Origin of the sequence: Pontibacter toksunensis (assembly GCF_042686245.1) — a bacterium.
Taxonomy (GTDB): Bacteria; Bacteroidota; Bacteroidia; order Cytophagales; family Hymenobacteraceae; genus Pontibacter; species Pontibacter toksunensis.
The window spans coordinates 306563-324804 of record NZ_JBHUOX010000006.1 but is presented as its reverse complement, the minus strand read 5'-3'; the positions used below and the strand labels follow the sequence as shown (position 1 = coordinate 324804).

At 47.7% G+C, this 18242-nt stretch carries 15 protein-coding genes; 2 read left to right on the top strand and 13 right to left on the bottom strand.

Going from position 1 to position 18242, the window contains the following annotated elements; translation table 11 throughout:
- Positions 1 to 5: 5 nt before the first annotated feature.
- The 10 genes from ACFS7Z_RS10920 to ACFS7Z_RS10875 all read right to left on the bottom strand — a co-directional run bounded on the left by ACFS7Z_RS10920 (position 6) and on the right by ACFS7Z_RS10875 (position 12639).
- Positions 6 to 1247: a sulfate adenylyltransferase subunit 1 gene (locus ACFS7Z_RS10920; protein ID WP_377484344.1), complete on the bottom strand. Its 1242-nt coding sequence runs from the start codon at positions 1245 to 1247 to the stop codon at positions 6 to 8.
- An 11-nt stretch (positions 1248 to 1258) separates the two neighbouring features.
- A complete protein-coding gene (cysD, locus tag ACFS7Z_RS10915) occupies positions 1259 to 2164 on the bottom strand; it encodes a sulfate adenylyltransferase subunit CysD (protein ID WP_377484342.1) in 906 nt (301 codons plus the stop codon).
- Positions 2157 to 2765, bottom strand: coding sequence for an adenylyl-sulfate kinase (gene cysC, locus ACFS7Z_RS10910; RefSeq protein WP_377484340.1), 609 nt, complete (start codon positions 2763 to 2765; stop codon positions 2157 to 2159). The genes cysD and cysC overlap by 8 nt, the downstream gene beginning before the upstream one ends.
- A gap of 4 nt (positions 2766 to 2769) precedes the next feature.
- On the bottom strand, positions 2770 to 4542 hold the full coding sequence (locus ACFS7Z_RS10905) for an SLC13 family permease (RefSeq protein WP_377484338.1): 1773 nt from the start codon (positions 4540 to 4542) through the stop codon (positions 2770 to 2772).
- Positions 4542 to 5327, bottom strand: coding sequence for a 3'(2'),5'-bisphosphate nucleotidase CysQ (gene cysQ / locus ACFS7Z_RS10900; RefSeq protein WP_377484336.1), 786 nt, complete (start codon positions 5325 to 5327; stop codon positions 4542 to 4544). The genes ACFS7Z_RS10905 and cysQ overlap by 1 nt, the downstream gene beginning before the upstream one ends.
- Positions 5328 to 5703: 376 nt before the next feature.
- Complete coding sequence (locus ACFS7Z_RS10895; protein WP_377484334.1) at positions 5704 to 6639, bottom strand: glycosyltransferase family 2 protein; 936 nt, start codon at positions 6637 to 6639, stop codon at positions 5704 to 5706.
- 319 nt (positions 6640 to 6958) lie between these two features.
- Positions 6959 to 7942 carry an SDR family oxidoreductase gene (locus ACFS7Z_RS10890; RefSeq protein ID WP_377484331.1) on the bottom strand — a complete coding sequence of 328 codons (984 nt, stop codon included), beginning with the start codon at positions 7940 to 7942 and terminating at the stop codon, positions 6959 to 6961.
- 113 nt (positions 7943 to 8055) lie between these two features.
- Positions 8056 to 9363 (bottom strand): nucleotide sugar dehydrogenase, encoded by a 1308-nt coding sequence (locus ACFS7Z_RS10885; RefSeq protein ID WP_377484329.1) that lies wholly within the window; start codon positions 9361 to 9363, stop codon positions 8056 to 8058.
- A gap of 85 nt (positions 9364 to 9448) precedes the next feature.
- The gene (locus ACFS7Z_RS10880) at positions 9449 to 11791 is read right to left on the bottom strand and encodes a GumC family protein (protein ID WP_377484327.1); all 2343 of its coding nucleotides are present in this window, start codon (positions 11789 to 11791) and stop codon (positions 9449 to 9451) included.
- A 53-nt stretch (positions 11792 to 11844) separates the two neighbouring features.
- Entirely contained in the window at positions 11845 to 12639 is a 795-nt protein-coding gene (locus ACFS7Z_RS10875; protein ID WP_377484326.1) for a polysaccharide biosynthesis/export family protein, read from the bottom strand.
- Between the two features lie 405 nt (positions 12640 to 13044).
- Between ACFS7Z_RS10875 and ACFS7Z_RS10870 the strand changes: the two genes are divergently transcribed.
- Entirely contained in the window at positions 13045 to 13272 is a 228-nt protein-coding gene (locus ACFS7Z_RS10870) for a hypothetical protein (protein WP_377484324.1), read from the top strand.
- 184 nt (positions 13273 to 13456) lie between these two features.
- Here the strand turns inward: ACFS7Z_RS10870 and ACFS7Z_RS10865 are convergent, their stop codons facing one another.
- From ACFS7Z_RS10865 to porX, 3 genes are read right to left on the bottom strand one after another with little or no spacing between them, the layout of a single operon-like run.
- On the bottom strand, positions 13457 to 14683 hold the full coding sequence (locus ACFS7Z_RS10865) for an alanine dehydrogenase (protein WP_377484321.1): 1227 nt from the start codon (positions 14681 to 14683) through the stop codon (positions 13457 to 13459).
- A gap of 1 nt (position 14684) precedes the next feature.
- Positions 14685 to 15131: a tRNA (adenosine(37)-N6)-threonylcarbamoyltransferase complex ATPase subunit type 1 TsaE gene (tsaE, locus tag ACFS7Z_RS10860; protein ID WP_377484318.1), complete on the bottom strand. Its 447-nt coding sequence runs from the start codon at positions 15129 to 15131 to the stop codon at positions 14685 to 14687.
- A complete protein-coding gene (gene porX / locus ACFS7Z_RS10855) occupies positions 15124 to 16686 on the bottom strand; it encodes a T9SS response regulator signal transducer PorX (RefSeq protein WP_377484316.1) in 1563 nt (520 codons plus the stop codon). The genes tsaE and porX overlap by 8 nt, the downstream gene beginning before the upstream one ends.
- A gap of 184 nt (positions 16687 to 16870) precedes the next feature.
- On the opposite strand from porX, the gene ACFS7Z_RS10850 reads away from it, so the two are divergent.
- Positions 16871 to 18103, top strand: coding sequence for an HD domain-containing protein (locus tag ACFS7Z_RS10850; RefSeq protein WP_377484313.1), 1233 nt, complete (start codon positions 16871 to 16873; stop codon positions 18101 to 18103).
- Positions 18104 to 18242: the final 139 nt, after the last annotated feature.

Genomic DNA, 18242 nt, shown 5'->3' with positions numbered 1-18242 from the left:
GCGGTTTAAAGAATCATACCGGCCGCCACTGTTTCATTTGTTGTTTCGTCTATCAGGATAATACTTCCCGTCTGGCGGTTCCGGTTATAGGCATCCGCAAGAAGCGGTTTTGTCGTTCGCAGGCGCACCCGGCTGATTTCGTTCATCTTTATCTCTTTGTCGTCCTCTATCCGGTGCAGCGTGTTGATATCGACCTTATACAGCACCTCCTTTATCATGGTGCGTACCTCATTGGTAGTGTGGCGCAGGATGTACTTCCCCCGCATGCCAGGGCCTTGCTCATGCAGCCAGCACAGCATCACATCCAGGTCCTGAATTACTTTTGGCTGGTTGTTCTCCCGCACTATCATATCGCCACGGCTGATGTCGATGTCATCTTCCAGTGTCATGCTCACCGACATGGGAGGAAAAGCTTCTTTCACCGGCCCCTCAAAGGTGTCGATGCTTTTGATGGTGCTGCTGAAGCCAGATGGCATCACCAGGACCTTATCGCCTGGCTTGAACACGCCCCCTGCTATTCGGCCGGCATAGCCCCTGTAGTCGTGGTACTCGTCGCTGTGCGGCCGGATAACGGTTTGCACCGGAAAACGGCAGTCAATCAGGTTTTTATCATTGCCGATGTGGATGGTCTCCAATAGGTGCAGCAGCGTTTCGCCCTGGTACCAACTCATTTTCTCAGACCGGTTTACTACGTTGTCGCCGTGCAGCGCGCTGATAGGCACAAAGCGAACGTCCTTTACATTCAGCTTGGCGGCAAAGTCGGTATACTCCTCCACCAACTCATCAAACCGCTCTTCCGAGTAATCCACCAAGTCCATTTTATTGATACATACCACAATGTGCGGAATCTGCAGGAGCGTTGCGATAAAGGAATGCCGGCAGGTTTGCTCCACCACACCATTGCGTGCATCCAGCAGGATGAGCGCGAGGTTAGCAGTGGAGGCGCCAGTTACCATGTTGCGGGTATACTGGATGTGGCCGGGTGTATCAGCAATAATAAACTTGCGTTTGGGAGTAGCAAAGTAGCGGTAGGCCACATCGATGGTAATACCCTGCTCCCGCTCGTCTTTCAGGCCGTCTGTAAACAGGGAAAGGTCCACGTGCTGCAGGCCCTTTTTTTCACTGGACTTCCTGACGGCCTCCATCTGGTCTACGAAAATAGACTTAGAGTCGTACAGCAAACGGCCGATAAGGGTGCTTTTTCCGTCATCAACACTTCCGGCTGTTGTAAATCGTAATAATTGCATAGTGTGTCTTTTTAGAAATAGCCGAGTTTTTTCCTGTCTTCCATAGATGTTTCAGAGCGTTTATCGTCGGCACGGTTGCCGCGCTCCGTATGGCGTGTAGCGGCTACTTCCAGAATGATTTTATCTAAGGTGTCGGCATCCGACTCCACCCCTCCGGTAATGGTGATATCACCCAGTGTCCTGAACCGGATATGTTTGCGTACCACCTCTTCCTCATCCCGCAGGTTAATGTGCTCCGACATGGGCAGCCAGGCATCATCTCTGTAAATGACATCTCGCTGATGCGCAAAGTAGAGTGAAGGAATGGATAGGTTCTCCGTCATTATATATTGCCAGATGTCCATTTCGGTCCAGTTGCTAATGGGGAATATCCGAAAGTGCTCGCCCATATTCTTGCGGCCGTTAAACAGGTTCCACAATTCCGGTCGCTGATTTTTGGGGTCCCACTGCCCAAAGTCGTCGCGATGGGAGAAGAAGCGTTCCTTGGCTCTTGCCTTTTCTTCGTCGCGCCGCGCCCCGCCAATGGCCGCATCAATCCTGTTCTGCTCAATGGTGTCGAGCAGGGTAGCTGTTTGCAGGGCATTCCTGGTGGCGTTTCTGCCGGCCTCCTCTTTCACCAGCCCCTTGTCGATTGAATCCTGCACAGACCCGACAATGAGCTGCACGCCAAGTTCCTTTACAAGGTTGTCTCTGAATGCGATAGTTTCAGGAAAGTTATGGCCGGTATCTATGTGAATAAGCGGCATCGGGATTTTTGCGGGGAAGAACGCTTTGCGGGCCAAATGGGTGACTACGATGGAGTCTTTACCGCCCGAAAACAAAATAGCCGGCCACTCAAACTGAGCGACCACCTCCCTGATAACAAAAATGGCCTCTGCCTCTAATTCTTTTAAATGACTTAAGGAATAATTACTCATTTGGTAAAATCAGTTTGGGTTCGATGTAAGAAATGAGCTTCTGTACAGATACATCAAGCGGTTCCTTATCTGACTGGATGTGAATGGAGGGATTTTCCGGCGCCTCAAAAGGAGCGCTTATACCAGTGAAGTTGCTGATTTCTCCTTTCCGCGCTTTGGCATACAGCCCCTTTGTATCGCGCTGCTCACACACCTCCACCGGGCAGTCGACAAACACCTCAATAAAATTGCCCTCCCCTGCTATTTCCCTTACACGCTCCCTGTCTTCTTTGAAAGGAGAGATGAAAGCTGACATCACCACAAGACCGGCATCCGCCATCAACTTAGTTACCTCCCCTATCCTGCGGATGTTCTCTTTGCGGGCTTCATCGGAGAAGTCAAGGTCGCTGTTCAGTCCTTTTCGGACGTTGTCCCCGTCCAGCACAAAAGTGTGGTATCCCTGCTCGTAAAGGTATTCCTCGAGCGCATTGGCAAGGGTAGATTTACCGCTGCCCGAAAACCCGGTAAACCAGATAACCAAAGAACGGTGCCCTTTCATCTTGTTTCGCAGCTTCCTGTTTATCTGGTGCTTGTGCGGTATTATGTGTAGCTTTTCACTCATAGTTTTAGAAGTACATCAGTATAATGTAGGTCATACATGTGATAGAATACAATAAGGTAAACGGTACGCCAATCTTTAAAAAATCAGCTGTTTTGTAATTCCCCGGCCCATATATCATGAGGTTCGTCTGGTACCCTACCGGCGTCAGAAAACTGGCGGAGGCACCAAAGGCTATTGCGACATAAAAACCTGTCGGGTCGAGCCCCATGTCATGGCTTAGGGAATACGCAACCGGGAAAGCAATGGAGACAGCCGCCACATTGGTTAAGAACGAAGTCAGCAAAACAGTGACACAAAACAAGCCTGTTAAGACCCCATACTTCCCCAAATCCTGGAAGACCATAATAAAGAGCGTTGCCAGTTCATTCGCAATTCCTGTATCAATCAGCGCCTTGCTCAAGGTTAAGGCGCATGCCAGCACAATCAGCAAATCCAGGTCGAGCAGCTTCTTTATCTCCTCCACCCGCAGGAGCCCGGTAACAGCCATAAACACGCTCACCAGGAAAAGACTAAAGAAAAGGCTAAAAACGCCTGCCGCCATCAACCCTAACGACACGAAGGCACTAACACCAAAGGCTATTTTTTCCCAGGCAGCAGTGCCATTCGTTCTCGACACAACCGATACAGTGTACAAATCCTTGTTATTTTTGTTACGGGAAAGAAAATTCTGCCCTGCTGATAACAATAACAAATCGCCTGGCTCCAGCACAATAGCGCCAATCTTACCGCTTAAATTCTCCCCGTTCCTGTGTATAGCCACCACAGCTGCATCATGCTTCTCCCGGAACTGGCTTTGCTTTAAAGTGCGGCCCGTTAGTTCGCTGTTCCGCGGCACCACCGTCTCCACCAGGTTTACATGCTGCGCTACGCCGAACCTGCCAGAGTGGGGTATTTGTAAACCATTGTCCTGCTGCAGTAGCTCCACGACTTTCTCAGTATCACCGGCAAAGTACAGGTGGTCTCCCACCTGCAGCACCTCACCCGGCGTTACCGGGCTGATACCTTTCCCCTTTCTGACTATCTCAAAGAGGTAGATACCCTCCAGGTTTCGCAGGTTGGCTTCGGCAATCGTCTTACCATCCAGCAGAGACCCTTCTTCAATAAGCGTTTCTACGAGATATTCACGGGCATTGGTTTTAAATTCATCCATCGGGTTGATGCGGGAGGGTAACAGCCTGTAGCCAACAGTAGCTAAGAACGTAAGGCCTACAGCCGTCACCAGCGCACCCGGCAGGAAGAAGTCGAGAAAGCCCAGTCCCTGGGGCTCCTTTAAAAGTATAAATCCGTTCAGCACCAGGTTAGTGGAAGTGCCTATCACCGTCATCATACCTCCAATAATAGCAGCGAACGAGAGGGGAATCAATAGTTTGGAAGGCGCTACTTTGTGCCTTTTTGACCACTGGTAGACGTACGGAATCATCAGGGCAACAACAGGCGTGTTGTTGATAACAGAGGAGATAACAGAAACGCCGGCTGTCATCCGTATCAGGAAGGCCCTTGGGTTTCTGGCTGACCTGAACAGCCTGTTCAGCAGACCTATCAGGTTAAAGTGGTTTTTTATACCAGCGGTAATGAATATCAAAAGAAAAATGGTGACGATGGATTCGTTGCTCAGGCTTTGAAGGAAATCAGCAGGCTTAACCACTTTGCCTAACATCAGTACAACGACGCCGCTAAGGAAGACAAGTGCAGGTCGTATTTTATCCAGTAGCAAACCCACTACGCACCAAACCAGCACAGCTATCGTAACCCACTTTTCGGTTGGCAACTCACCCATTAACGCTTCACTACAAACCAGGGGTTCAACAGGTTTTCTTTGTTGTATTGCAGCGGGGCATCATTCTCATACTGCACTACCCTATAGCCTGCGCTGCTTACAATGGCGTCACCGGCTGCTGTGTCCCATTCCATGGTAGGAGCCATGCGCGGGTAAATGTCTGCCACTCCCTCTGCCACCAGGCAGAGCTTCAGTGAACTACCCATCGACACGAAGGCGATGTCTCCATGTGCTTCCTGCAGCTTTGCGATAAATTCTTTTGTTTCTTCGGATGCATGGGTACGGCTTCCTACTACAGTATATTTCCGGTCCTCTTCGGCTTTAGATGGCAGTCTTTCACCTGCCTCTTTCCAGTTGTCTGGAAACTGGTGTTCCTTTAGCTCTAGTTTCCAGGCACCTTCTCCTGATTCTCCGATGTATAGCCACTGTTTTACCGGAGCGTACACCACACCCAGCACGGGTATACCTTCTTTGATGAGTGCGATATTCACAGTAAACTCACCGTTCCTTTTCACGAACTCTTTTGTTCCGTCCAGCGGATCCACAAGCCAATAGCATGGCCAATTTGCTCTTTTTTCAAAAGGAACGTCTCTTCCTTCTTCGCTTAGTATGGGATAAGGTGTTTGCTTCAGATAATAGGAAATAACATCATGCGCCTTCTGGTCAGCCAGCGTGAGTGGAGACTGGTCTGATTTATACGCTACCGAAAACTCATTTTCATAAACATGTAAAATCTCTTTGCCAGCTTCAATAGCGGCTAATGCAATGCGGTTGGTTAAATCCATTTATAAGTAAGGGTTTGTGCACTTCATAGAAGAACACAGTGATTCCACCTTCGCTTACGATGGCTTTATCGGATTAGGTTTTGTTATGGCAGGGATCTTGGTAGACTTCTGGCACTTATGCCTGTAGGTAAGGCCTTCGTTTTTAACAGGTTTAGCACCTGGAGCAGCCATATTGGTAGGTACTCTAAAAACTTGTGCACGACCTCTCAACTGCGCAGTAGTGTATCGTTTGTAACAGCTTTCCCGGGAAACTGAAAAAATTCCCTTTACAGGCTGCATGATTAGCTCTACCTGAAATGACGCATTGGTTTCTAACCTCTGGCAGGTATACAGGGAAGGATTACCTGTATATGTGTCTGGTTGTTATTGATAAGCACTAACTCCTTTTCAACTTCCTTAAATAGAGCAGCTGGAGCCTTGAGTTTAATTTCACAGTGAGCTCTTCCAGCTTAGATCGCCTCAAGTCGAAAAACGGCTGATCCTCTTTCACAATTTCTGGGAACTGATCTTTAATTTTGTCATATATCAGGTTACGCCCCTGTTTTACATAAGGGTGATTTGCAATCCCGAGCTTCTCTTGCATGGCAGCGTCAATCAGCTTCCAGCTTGTGATGACACTTCTTATCCTGTCTTCCTTGTTCCATGAACTCGTGTTGCCTCCGGTATGGCGCCTGTAATATACTTCTGTGGAGGGCACAAAAATGATTTGGGAGGCATTCAACAATACACGGGCAAAAAACTCACCGTCCTGGTTCATTTTCAGATCCTCGTTCCAGGGGCCGGCCTTTTCAATGGTACTCTTTCTTGCCAAGTAAACGTGTGTGGGCAGCCAGATACTATGCTTCCCGAACACGTCGAAAAGCTTTAACGAGTCATCAGAGCTGATATAGGTCGGTTCATTCTGCTTGGCACTTAAACGGTCTTGTATAGTTCTGAAACGCCCCCATTTGCAGGTTGCCACAGCATCACCTTTAACTTGGCTGAGCGCACGCACCTGCTCTTCGAACTTAGTGGGGGCTAGTAAATCATCTGAATCTAAAAACTGGATGAACTCACCTTTCGCTGCCTCTAAACCAATGTTCCTGCAGGAGTTACCTCCCCCCAATCTGTGGGCCGGCCTCTTTACATAGTGAAAGCGCGCGTCATTTTGTATGTATTGCTGTACGACTTCTTCGGTCCCATCAACAGAGCCATCATCCACTACAATGCATTCCCAGTCTGGCAAGGTTTGCGCTTTAACTGAGTCTAAAGTTTCACTGATTAAATCTTCCCTGTTATAGGTGGGGATAACTACTGAAACTTTTACATCCATAAACATTAATTTCTTTATGCGTACCAAGAGGGTACAACGAAAGTGATAAACTACCCAAGGATACTGTTCCTTAACATGAAATGTTTTATACCTACAGCCGGATTGAATGGAGGAGGAGTATCTAGAGCCACCCCTGGCATGAATGGTTTTAGAAGCAGTCCTAAGTAAAAATAAAGCGTGCAGTGGTACCTGCAAAAGGTACCATTGGCGCAAGCAAAGAGGATGAACTGCTCTGCATGAGGCACAGTAAATTTAGTTGGTTCACCTTAAGAATAAAGGTGGCTAGGTCAGTCCTTCAATGTGACTTTGTTTCTCTACTTTACTTCCTTTCGCCGTACCAGTCAATTGCAATTTGTAAGCCCTGCAATGCAGAGTATTCCGGAGTATAACCAATAAGTTCTTTTGCTTTTGAAATGTCTGCCAGGCTGTGCTTGACATCTCCTTTACGCTCCTCACGGTACTCAGGCGCTATATCAACATCAGCAATATTACATATTTTGCCCCACAGCTGGTTCAGCGTAGTGCGCTCGCCATAAGCTATGTTAATTACTTCGTGCTTCTTCAGTGCAGGGGTAAGCATCGCTTTTATATTCGCCTGAACAGCGTTTTCTACAAAAGTAAAATCACGGCTGGTTTCGCCATCACCATTGATATAGGGAGCCTCGTTGCGCAACGCCGCTTCTATGAACAGGGGTATAACTGCTGCATAAGGTCCCTGCGGATTTTGCCTGGGCCCAAACACATTAAAATAGCGCAACCCGATGGTATGAAAATCATAGGTCCTGGAAAAGACACTGGCATATAACTCATTTACATATTTTGTAACAGCATAAGGCGAGAGTGGGCTGCCGATTTCATCTTCTACCTTAGGCAGGCCAGGGTGGTCGCCGTAAGTGCTTGAGCTTGCGGCATACACCATACGTTTCACACCAGCGTCGCGGGCGACAAGCAAGATGTTCAAAAAGCCACTTATGTTCACCTCATTGGAGGTGATAGGGTCATTGATAGAACGCGGCACAGACCCAAGTGCTGCCTGGTGAGAAACAAAATCCATCCCTTCAAGCGCTTTCCTGCAGGTCTCCAGATCCCTGATGTCTCCTTCCATGAAATCAAAAGCGGCATTCTCCTGGAAAGCCCGGATGTTTTCCTGTGAGCCAGTAGAGAAATTATCGAGCACCCGTACTTTTTTTGCACCGTACTTCAACAGATATTCTACCAGGTTAGACCCAATGAAACCGGCACCGCCTGTTACGAGGAAAGAAAACTGACGGAGATCTTCTGAGTGATGTTTTGTTTCGTACACTTTTTAAGTTTGATTTTTAAAAAGAAATTAATGTAAATAGTAGAGGCGGCTTGGAAAGATTAGATTTTTAATTATTCTAACCCTTCTAAGCCACCTCAACCTCCTGAACTATATTATAATCTTGCGTCGGCCATGGCTTTCGGCAAGGTTCCTTTCACATCATAGATCACAGCGTTGTCTTTGCAGAGCTTCTTTAGTTCAAGGTCTTTAAATTCGTCATGCGACACAGCCAGTACAATGGCATCACAGTCTGACACATTGCCCAGTTCTCTCACAGAGTCCCAGCCATACTCATGTTTTACCTCTGAAGGCTCCGCCCATGGATCATAGATGGTGATGTTAGTCTGGTATTCTTTAAGCGTGCGCAAAATATCCACAACTTTGGTGTTGCGCACATCAGGGCAGTTCTCTTTGAAAGTGATACCTAACACCAGGATATTAGCTCCTTTTACAGGAATATCCTTTTTCACCATCAATTTGATAACTTCGTGGGCCACATACTCACCCATTCCATCGTTAAGACGGCGGCCAGCCAGAATGATTTCTGGATGGTAACCCACTTCCTGGGCCTTCTGCGCCAGGTAATACGGATCCACGCCAATGCAATGGCCACCAACCAGGCCTGGCTTGAATTTAAGGAAATTCCATTTGGTCCCGGCTGCTTTCAGAACCTCGTCTGTGTCAATACCGAGGCGGTTAAATATCTTGGCCAGTTCGTTTACAAAGGCAATATTGATATCACGCTGCGCATTCTCAATTACTTTGGCTGCTTCCGCTACTTTGATGGATGCTGCTTTGTGCGTACCGGCTGTAATCACTGAATTGTACAAGCTATCCACCTTGTCTGCCGACTCAGGCGTAGAGCCTGATGTGATTTTCAGTATTTTGGCTACCGTATGCTCTTTGTCGCCCGGGTTGATTCGCTCCGGGGAATAGCCGGCAAAGAAGTCAACGTTAAACGTCAGGCCAGATACTTTCTCCAGCACAGGCACACATTCCTCTTCTGTAACACCAGGGTAAACAGTGGATTCATATACCACGATATCGCCGCGCTTCAGCACTTTCCCCACCGTTTCGCTGGCCTTGTAGAGCGGTGTCAGGTCCGGGCGGTTATGCTTGTCCACCGGGGTAGGCACTGTAATAATATAAAAGTTAGCGCTCTCAATTCTCTCCAGCCTGTCTGTGCAAAGCAATCCTTTACCTGCAGCACTGTCGCTGGTTATTACTTTCTGAAGTTCTTCTTCTGAAACCTCCAGTGTCTGATCGAGGCCTCTTGTTAGCTCCTCTACCCGTTTAGCATTTATATCAAAGCCGAAAGTCTTGTATTTCTTTGCAAACTCAACAGCAAGTGGTAAGCCCACATACCCCAAACCAATAACTGCTATAATAGTATCTTCTGTTCCGGTTTTCCCTGACAACATTCTATAATGAAATTTAAATATTTTATATTAGTCCTCTTTGAAAGGTCCTAAATTACGAAGAGTTATTAAATATAGCCGAACTCTTTTACCACAAAGACATCTTGGCAAATTTCTTCCGCCACGCAGGCTTCTTCTCTACCTCACCATAGCCGTAGCCGTAGCCATATCCGTAGCCATAGCTGCCGTTTTCCTTTTTAGCATCATTGAGTACAATCATCGGGTGCTTCACCTTTTTGCTCTTGTAAAGGTCATCCACAATGGCTATCTGCGACTTGCTGGTATAGTTGTACCGTACCATGTAAATACAGGAGTCGCTGTAGGGAGCTAAAGCCAAGGCATCAGCAACCTGCCCAACCGGCGCCGTGTCTATAATGATAAAATCGAATCTGTCTTTTAGATCATTGACCAACTCCCCTACTTCCGGCAGCATGACAAATTCTCCGGGGTTTGGCGGTACCGGCCCCACTCCTATTACATACAGCCCCGGCACCTCCGGCATAGGTTGCAGAATATCTTCTACCGTCAATCCGTCCGACATCAGGTAACTAGTGATTCCAACTTCATTCGGCAAACCCAATCTCTCCGTCAGCGCAGGTCTCCTGAGGTCAAAACCCACCACTACCACCTTTTTGCCGGTTAGCACCAGGCTGGATGCCAGATTTATACTAAAGAACGTCTTACCCTCACCACTCATGCTGGAAGTTATAAGAATAACCTTGTTCTCTTTTCCTGCGGTTGCGAACTGTAAATTGGAGCGAATCAGCCTGAACTGCTCTGCTATTGGGCTTCTGCTGTCCTGTGTTACTACCAGCGTATCGTAAGTGCCGCTGTTGTTGAGTTCTCCCAGAATTGGCGTAGAGGTAGCATGCTCTACGTCGCGGGTCTGCTCTACCTTATCGTTTATAAAATTCTTGATGGTAATTCCAGCGAATGGCACTGCAATACCGGCTAGCAGCGCTATCAGGTAAACCATTTGTGTCTGGGGGTGTACCGGCCCTGATGCAGTTGCAGGATCTATCACTCTGGAATTAGACACGGTGGCAGCAAGAGAAATGGCAGCTTCTTCACGCTTATGCAGGAGATATAGATAGACATTTGTTTTGATGCTGTTCTCCCTGTTTATTTCCAACAGTTCCCGCTCCATCGTTGGCACCTGCTGGATGTTAGCTCTGGACTCAGATGCCCTGGCCTGTAAATTCTCCCTGGAAATTGAAAGGCCCTTTCTGATATTGCGTATGTTCTCGAGTATAGTGGCTTCCAGGTTCTCTAACTGCTCGTTTATACTTGTCACGATTGGGTTGCCGGGCTTTGTATCACGCAGAATACGCTGGCGCTCAAGCTGTAGCTGGTTAAAGTTTGCTATCAATCCACTTAGTGTAGGGTCGCTTATACTCAAACTGGTGGGTACCAGTTCATACTGGTTCGCCTCCTCACTCATGTAAGTATCTATAGATTCCAGTACGTCAATCTCTATTGCCAAATCAGCCAGTCGCTTTGTATATGCATCCTGGTTAGCAACATACAAACCGCCGGCAGTTGCCACATCCGTCACTGCATTCTTCCGCTTGTATTTTTCGACGTCCTTCTCTACTTCCGATATTTCGTCTGTAAGGTAGGCCAGCCTGCCGTCTATGAAATCGATGGTGCTCCTGGCCATCACCCGCTTGTCGTCTACAATTTCCTTGCTGTATACCTCTGTTACTTTGTTTACAATGTCTTTGGCTTTCTCTGGCACAGCATCAACCATGCTTAACTGCAGCACACGGCCGCTGTTACCAAAGGGCGACACGTTCAGCTTATTGTTGTACTGTTTGGCTATATTCTGGAGATCATGCAGCAATACTGTTACCGTTTTTTCATTGCGCGATTTCCTTGGGGGAGCCACAATGGTAAAAGTCCCGTATGGCTTTCTGATTTCCTGCCCGAATTTATAGGTGTTACTCCCCAGGTTATCTTCCAGCTCAAAGGTGGTGTTATTTTTAATATGGATTGTCATCCATTTTCCGTAAGCCGCGGAGTCTAACCGGCTTGTAAGGATTTTCAGGGGAAGGTCCTCTCCATAAACCTCTATTGTCTTCACCCGCCCCTCCACATAATAGGTAGCGTTCAGAGACAGCTCCGACAGGGCCCTTTCCATCAGGCTCTTTGACTTCAGTATGATGATTTCATCCTCGATGCTGGGTGTGGTCTGGAAAACACCCAGGTCATTCAATGCCATGGATGGCCCCTGCTTGTCGTCTTTAACAAGCAACGTGCTGCTAATATTATACAGAGGGGTAGTATAGCGCACGTACAGGAAAGCTGCCGTTAAGAACAGAATGATACTCAACACAAATAAATACCAGTAACGCAGGTATTTAGACACTAGATTTTTGATATTGATTGGCTCAGATTCGTTTTCCGAGAATTCGAATTCAGATTCAGACATTTTCAGTAGTCCTTTTTAAATTTTGCTTTGGTAATCAGTTTTCATGAAGCACTTTAACGGACAAACAGAAAGAGTATAGTTGAAACGATTCCAACTGCAAACCCCCAGTTACGCCGGATAAAGCCCGTTCCGGCCACTTTAGCCTTGTCTGGTTCTACATAAATCACGTCGTTCTGATGCAGGTGGAAGTAAGGTGACTCGAACACTTTGCTGTCGTTCAGGTTGAGCCTTGCCATTGTTCTCATGCCATTTTCTTCCCGTATAACCAGCACGTCTTCTCTTTTACCGTAAAGTGTTAAATCCCCTACCTGCCCCAGGGCTTCCAGCACATTCATGTTGTCGTCGGAAGCGGTAATAACCGAAGGGCTGCCAACCTCTCCAATCACAGTGACCCTGAAGTTCAGGTATCTTACTTTAACGATTGGGTCCTGCAGATATTCCTCAAGCGCAGCGGTTAATTTGTTGTTTGCCTCCTCCCGTGTTAGCCCTGCTATTTTTATTCTGCCCAAAACAGGAAACTCTATAAATCCCTGGTCATCTACCAGGTAACCCTGTGTCGCCTCGCTGTTTCCCTGCTGCTGCCTTAAGCCTGCGTTGCCGCCTATGCCCCCAACCGGCTGAAGAACACCGGTATTGAACAGCACATTAGACTCCGGGTTAAGACTCATAACAGAGATACCCAGGACATCCTCTGGTTTTATCACCGGCCCCTTGTCCTGCTTTATCGGTTCTGTAATAATTAGTTTATCTTTGGGTAAGTCGCTGAAATAGACAATGTTTCTTGTTCTTAATAAGCTACAAGAAGCGGTAAGGAACAAAAGTAGAATGCAATAGAAACTAATTCTCATTTATATATGGATTGTATAAGGGCGTTAATGTCAGAACAATTAGACGCATTTCTTTCGAAAAAGATATACAAGGTGTTCGTTCCAAGCTTGGCTGAGGGCTGTAGTGGCAAATGATGTTCTTCTGTATCAAGCTGCTTGAAGGATTCGCTTGTTCTGAAATGTTGTTCTGCCCGGTGGCAACTATCTTTCTCTTATGTTTTCTAAAACATCCCCATTGATTTACTAAAAAAAAGAGACAAAACAGCAGCAAAGGCAGTTCCAGATAATGTCCTTTGTCTTCAGCAGGGCTAACAAGTTTAATACTTTCCCTTCTTTTAGTATATCACTCCCACCTTAAACTTATGCCTTCACTTATTACTCCCTTTAAATAGCTTTTGTTACTTCCCCATAGAAAACGCATTAAAGGTGAAGGCTTTAGAAGAAGTAGAGGCACCGCACTTCACACATAGCCTGTCGAATAACCACCTCACGGGCTGCAACCTGTTACAAGGGGTTGCCTATACCATGGCGTATGTGTTCATGGCGTTTTCAAAACGCCGGGATACAGGATATGATATACTACCACAGGTTGTCTACAAAGTGTCCCTGACTTATATTGCTTTGAAAGCAAAACCAATTCTGCTTCAGTGTTAGGAGGTACCTTATGCTGTTGGCAGGCAGATGAGCAGTTGATTGAGAGAGGTGGTATGGAGCCGCCGGGGCTTAAGTTACGGGTGGAGCAGCCTTTACAGGATGAAACCTGCATTAAAAGCGATGGCCTGCCTGTACCTGTTTGGGGAGGTGTAGGCAGGCCATCAAATATTAAGGATTAAGAGGCTTAATTTCTAACGGCAATCATCAGGCCCAGTTCCTTGTAGCGCATCCCAAATCTTTTGGCGATGTGGCCGTTCGTCAGGCTGCCTTTGTAGATATAGACTCCGCTTCGGTAATGTTCGTATGTAAACAGCACTTCGTTTATGCCGCCATACTTCGAGAACTCTGTGAAGATAGGTGTGAAGATATTGCTCAGCGCCTGTGAGGCTGTGCGCGGCACCCTGGACGGTATGTTGGGTACGCAATAATGAATCACATCGTATTTCCGGTAAATAGGGCGGGAATGGGAGGTTAGCTCTGAGGTTTCGAAACAGCCTCCCTGGTCAATGCACACATCTATGATAACAGACCCTGGGTTCATCTGGGAGATCACGCTCTCCTCCACCATACAGGTAATTCGTCCCTCCTCCGCTACCAGAGCCCCTATCACCACATCAGCCTGCTTTATCTCGTTATACAGCACTGCCTTATCTAGGGTTGACGTAAAAAGTTGAGTGCCTACGTTCTGCTTCAGGCGGCGCAGCTTGTAGATATGATTGTCGAATACCTTTACTTCGGCGCCCAAACCAAAAGCAGCGCGTGCGGCATGTTCTGCCACGGTGCCGGCTCCAAGTATAACCACCTTGCTGGGCGGCACGCCAGTTATTCCCCCTAAAATCACACCCTTACCATCGTTACTGCTGCTGAGGTACTCTGCCGCTACCAGCATTACGGTGCTGCCTGCAATCTCACTCATGGCGCGCACCACAGGCTTGGCATCAGACTTGTCACGAATCAGTTCAAAAGAAATAGCGTTAATTTTCTTGGCCAGCAGCGCGTTAATGTAATCGGCTGTCAGGTTTCCGAACTGAAGGGCTGAGATAAGCGTCTGGCCGGGGCGCAGGTACTCAATCTCATCATAGGTGGGAGGCGCTATTTTCAGGATAATGTTCGCCTCGTATACCTCTAGGGTAGAGTAGACAATTTTAGCACCTGCTTCGGAGTATTCGTGGTCTGAGTATTTAGAAGGGCTTCCTGCCCCGGTCTCCACCCAAATGCGGTGGCCTTGTTCGGAGAGTTGTTTAACAGCATCCGGGGTAAGACCAATCCTGTTCTCCTGAAACGACGACTCCTTAGGAATGCCGATAAATAAGCTGCGGCGCCTCTCTTCTATTGCCAGCATCGACTCTTTTGGGTAAAGAGCTGGGTTGGTTGCTAACTTCTCTAATGCTACGGCAAACTTATCCGTCATACTATACTTTGTTTATGGTCATTGTGCGCACCTCGCCATCAGCAGCAGGTTGCAGCTCTACGAGCAAATAATGCTCCGGCAACAAATTGGGTATCATGGAGGGCCACTCAATCAGGCACAGCCTGCCTGAATCAAAATATTCGAGAGCACCTATATCCAGCGCCTCACGCTCCTCATTTATCCTATAAAAATCAAAATGGTAAATAAGTTTCCCGTTAGCGGCCTCATACTCATTTACAAGTGCAAATGTAGGGCTGCTAACGTTCTCTTGTACACCCAGCTGAGAACAAATTTCTTTGATCAGTGTTGTTTTGCCTGCTCCCATCGGCCCTTCAAAGAGAATAATTTGCTCCTGTTTGGCCGCCTCTATAAGCACAGAAGCCGCCGCTGGCAAATCAGCCAACGACGACATCCGGATTTGTGCTTTATGAGTCCCTGTTTTATACATTCTTAGGCGAAAGCGTGATAAAAGGTATAATGACCTCCTCCAGCGACACGCCGCCATGCTGGAAGGTGTCTTTGTAGAAGTTCACGTAGTAGTTATAGTTATTCGGGTACGCGAAGAAAGAATCTCCGATTGCGAACACAAACGTAGTAGAAACATTGGCTTTTGGCAAGAAAAATCGTTCGGGCTTGCGCACAGTAAACACGTCTTTGTCGGTATAGCCCAGGTTTTTACCGTGCTTGTAGCGCAGGTTTGTATTCGTGTTGCGGTCTCCGATAATCTTGAAAGGGCGCTTCACGCGAATCGTGCCGTGGTCGGTGGTGATGATGAGCTTTCCCTTTTTCTCTGCAATCATACGCAAGGTGTCGTACAGCGGCGAGTGCAGGAACCAGGACTTGGTGATGGAACGGTAAGCTGATTCATCCGGTGCCAGTTCACGGACCATGTTGCTATCGGTACGGGCATGGGAGAGCATATCCACAAAGTTGTACACGATAACGTTGAGCTTGTTGTTGTCCAGGTTGTTGAACTTATTCAGTAGCTCCCGACCGGCCGCCACATTCGTTATCTTATGGTAGCTGTGCTTGTCAGTTATCTTGTTCTGCTGAAACTGGATGTCCAGGAAATCAGCTTCGTGTAGGTTTTTGCCTTCTTCCTCATCGTCAGCCACCCACATGTTCGGGTACTTTTTAGCTATCTCCGTTGGCAGCATACCCGAGAAAATGGCATTGCGGGCATAGGCGGTAGTAGTTGGCAGAATGGAATAGAACATCTCCTCCTGATCCACGCTGAAATAATCCGAGATGAGCGGCTCCAGCACCTTCCACTGGTCATAGCGCAGGTTGTCTATCAGCAGGAAGTACACCGGGCGATCTGTCTGCTTCATCATCGGGAACACCCGCTCCTTAAACAACTGGTGCGACATCAGCGGGGCATCGTCTGAATCCTGGTTTATCCAGTCTTCATAGTTCTCCATCACGAACTTGGCGAAGTTGGAGTTGGCCTCATCCTTCTGCATGTTGATAACGTCGGCCATGCTTTTGTTCTCGGTCTCATCTATCTCCAGCTCCCAGTACACCAGCTTTTTGTAGATATCGGCCCACTCCTGCGGGTTCAGGCGCTCCCCAAAGGCCATACCCAGCTGCCTGAAATCGCGTTGGTAGCTCATGTTCGTCTTCTCCGACACAAGCCGCTTGTTGTCCAGCACTTTCTTTACCGACAGCAGAATCTGGTTTGGGTTGAGCGGTTTAATCAGGTAGTCCGTAATGCGGGAACCGATGGCCTCTTCCATGATATGCTCCTCCTCGCTCTTGGTGATCATGATTACCGGTACCATTGGGCGGATATTCTTCAGTTCCGTCAGGGTTTCGAGGCCGCTGATGCCGGGCATGTTCTCGTCGAGGAAAACAATGTCAAACGTTCTCTCCTGAAACACCTCAATGGCATCCGTGCCACTGTTCACGGGCGTAATGTTGTAGCCGCGTTCTTCCAGGAACAGAATGTGCGGCTTGAGCAAATCAATCTCATCATCAGCCCATAAAATATCGTATCTTTGCATAGTTTTATTTAGTTGATTGTTAGATGGCTAAATTGTTAAATGTTTATACTTAGAACGTAAGAAAACAGGTAACAGCATATACTGTTCCGGTATACTTTATTATACCTGTCCTAAGTTGCAACACTATTCACTCTTGCATTAGCCATGCCAACTTTGTAACATTCGACTTTAGATCCACTGTTTTGTGAATAAGAAAAAAATACTGAACGATCCGGTCTACGGCTTTATCACTGTTCCCTCCGACCTTGTTTTTGATATCATCAACCACCCCTACTTCCAGCGCCTGCGCCGCATCAAGCAACTGGGGCTAACGGAGATGGTATACCCGGGAGCACTCCACACCCGCTTTCACCACGCGCTGGGTGCCATGCATCTCATGGACACAGCTCTGCAAACATTAAAAAGCAAAAATAACGAAATAAACGATAAGGAACTTGAGGCATCGCTTATAGCCATTCTGCTGCACGACATCGGGCACGGTCCTTTTTCGCATGCGCTCGAGACGGCTATTTTTAAGAACGTGCACCACGAAGACCTCTCGCTGCACATTATGCACATGCTGAACAAGGCTTTTGAAGGCAGGTTAAGCTTAGCCATCGAAATTTTTACAGGAAAATACGAGCGTAAGTTCTTTCACCAACTCGTGTCGAGCCAGTTGGACGTAGACCGCCTCGATTACCTGAACAGGGACAGCTTTTACACGGGCGTGTATGAAGGCAAGATCGGAGCCGACAGAATCATTAAAATGCTGGATGTGGCAAATGACCAACTGGTGGTGGAGGAAAAAGCTATCTATAGTATAGAGAATTTCCTTGTGAGCCGCCGCCTGATGTATTGGCAGGTGTACCTGCATAAGACTGTTATCAGTGCTGAAAATATGGTGCTGCGCGTAGTGCAGCGGGCCCGTGAACTCATGCAAGAGGGTGTGGAAGTGCCGGCAAGCCCCTGCCTGAAGTTCTTCCTGGCCTCCGACCTCACCATGCTGGATTTTAAGCAGGACAATTCCATTCTGGAACGCTTCGTGAGCCTGGACGACCACGATGTATGGGGTGGTATAAAGCTGTGGGCCGCGCACCCGGACAAAGTGCTTTCCTTCCTGTCGAACAGCATACTGAGCCGCAGGTTGTTTAAAGTAATTATCTCGAGCAGGCCCATTGAAGAGGACATGCTGCTGGGAATAAGCGAACTGGTGCAGGAAAAGTTCGGAGTGAGCGAGGCAGAAGTGAAGTATCTGATGATATCAGGCAAGATAAGCAACAACGCATACGACGTAGAGGGCCAGACTATCAACGTGCTCACCAAATCAGGGTATGTGGTAGATGTAGCCGACGCCTCTGACCTGCCCAGCATCCGGGCGCTGAGCACGAAGGTGGAGAAATACTACGTATGCTACCCAAAAGAGGTGGCGACGCTATAGCACCCTTTTCGCCAGTTCCAGGCAGAATGGCCATTTGGTAAACCTGCTGCTCATACTATGCTGCACGCATTTTACCAAAGCAACACTATATAGTATCCTGCACTTGCAACCATTCGGAGCATAAATGTTCTCTTCCTGA

Bases quoted from the DNA above. Each gene is read 5' to 3' on its own strand.
- porX (WP_377484316.1), bottom strand. From the start codon at position 16,686: ATGCAAAGATACGATATTTTATGGGCTGATGATGAGATTGATTTGCTC.
- ACFS7Z_RS10920 (WP_377484344.1), bottom strand. From the start codon at position 1,247: ATGCAATTATTACGATTTACAACAGCCGGAAGTGTTGATGACGGAAAA.
- ACFS7Z_RS10880 (WP_377484327.1), bottom strand. From the start codon at position 11,791: ATGTCTGAATCTGAATTCGAATTCTCGGAAAACGAATCTGAGCCAATC.
- ACFS7Z_RS10865 (WP_377484321.1), bottom strand. From the start codon at position 14,683: ATGACGGATAAGTTTGCCGTAGCATTAGAGAAGTTAGCAACCAACCCA.
- ACFS7Z_RS10885 (WP_377484329.1), bottom strand. From the start codon at position 9,363: ATGTTGTCAGGGAAAACCGGAACAGAAGATACTATTATAGCAGTTATT.
- cysD (WP_377484342.1), bottom strand. From the start codon at position 2,164: ATGAGTAATTATTCCTTAAGTCATTTAAAAGAATTAGAGGCAGAGGCC.
- cysC (WP_377484340.1), bottom strand. From the start codon at position 2,765: ATGAGTGAAAAGCTACACATAATACCGCACAAGCACCAGATAAACAGG.
- cysQ (WP_377484336.1), bottom strand. From the start codon at position 5,327: ATGGATTTAACCAACCGCATTGCATTAGCCGCTATTGAAGCTGGCAAA.
- ACFS7Z_RS10875 (WP_377484326.1), bottom strand. From the start codon at position 12,639: ATGAGAATTAGTTTCTATTGCATTCTACTTTTGTTCCTTACCGCTTCT.
- ACFS7Z_RS10905 (WP_377484338.1), bottom strand. From the start codon at position 4,542: ATGGGTGAGTTGCCAACCGAAAAGTGGGTTACGATAGCTGTGCTGGTT.
- tsaE (WP_377484318.1), bottom strand. From the start codon at position 15,131: ATGTATAAAACAGGGACTCATAAAGCACAAATCCGGATGTCGTCGTTG.
- ACFS7Z_RS10895 (WP_377484334.1), bottom strand. From the start codon at position 6,639: ATGGATGTAAAAGTTTCAGTAGTTATCCCCACCTATAACAGGGAAGAT.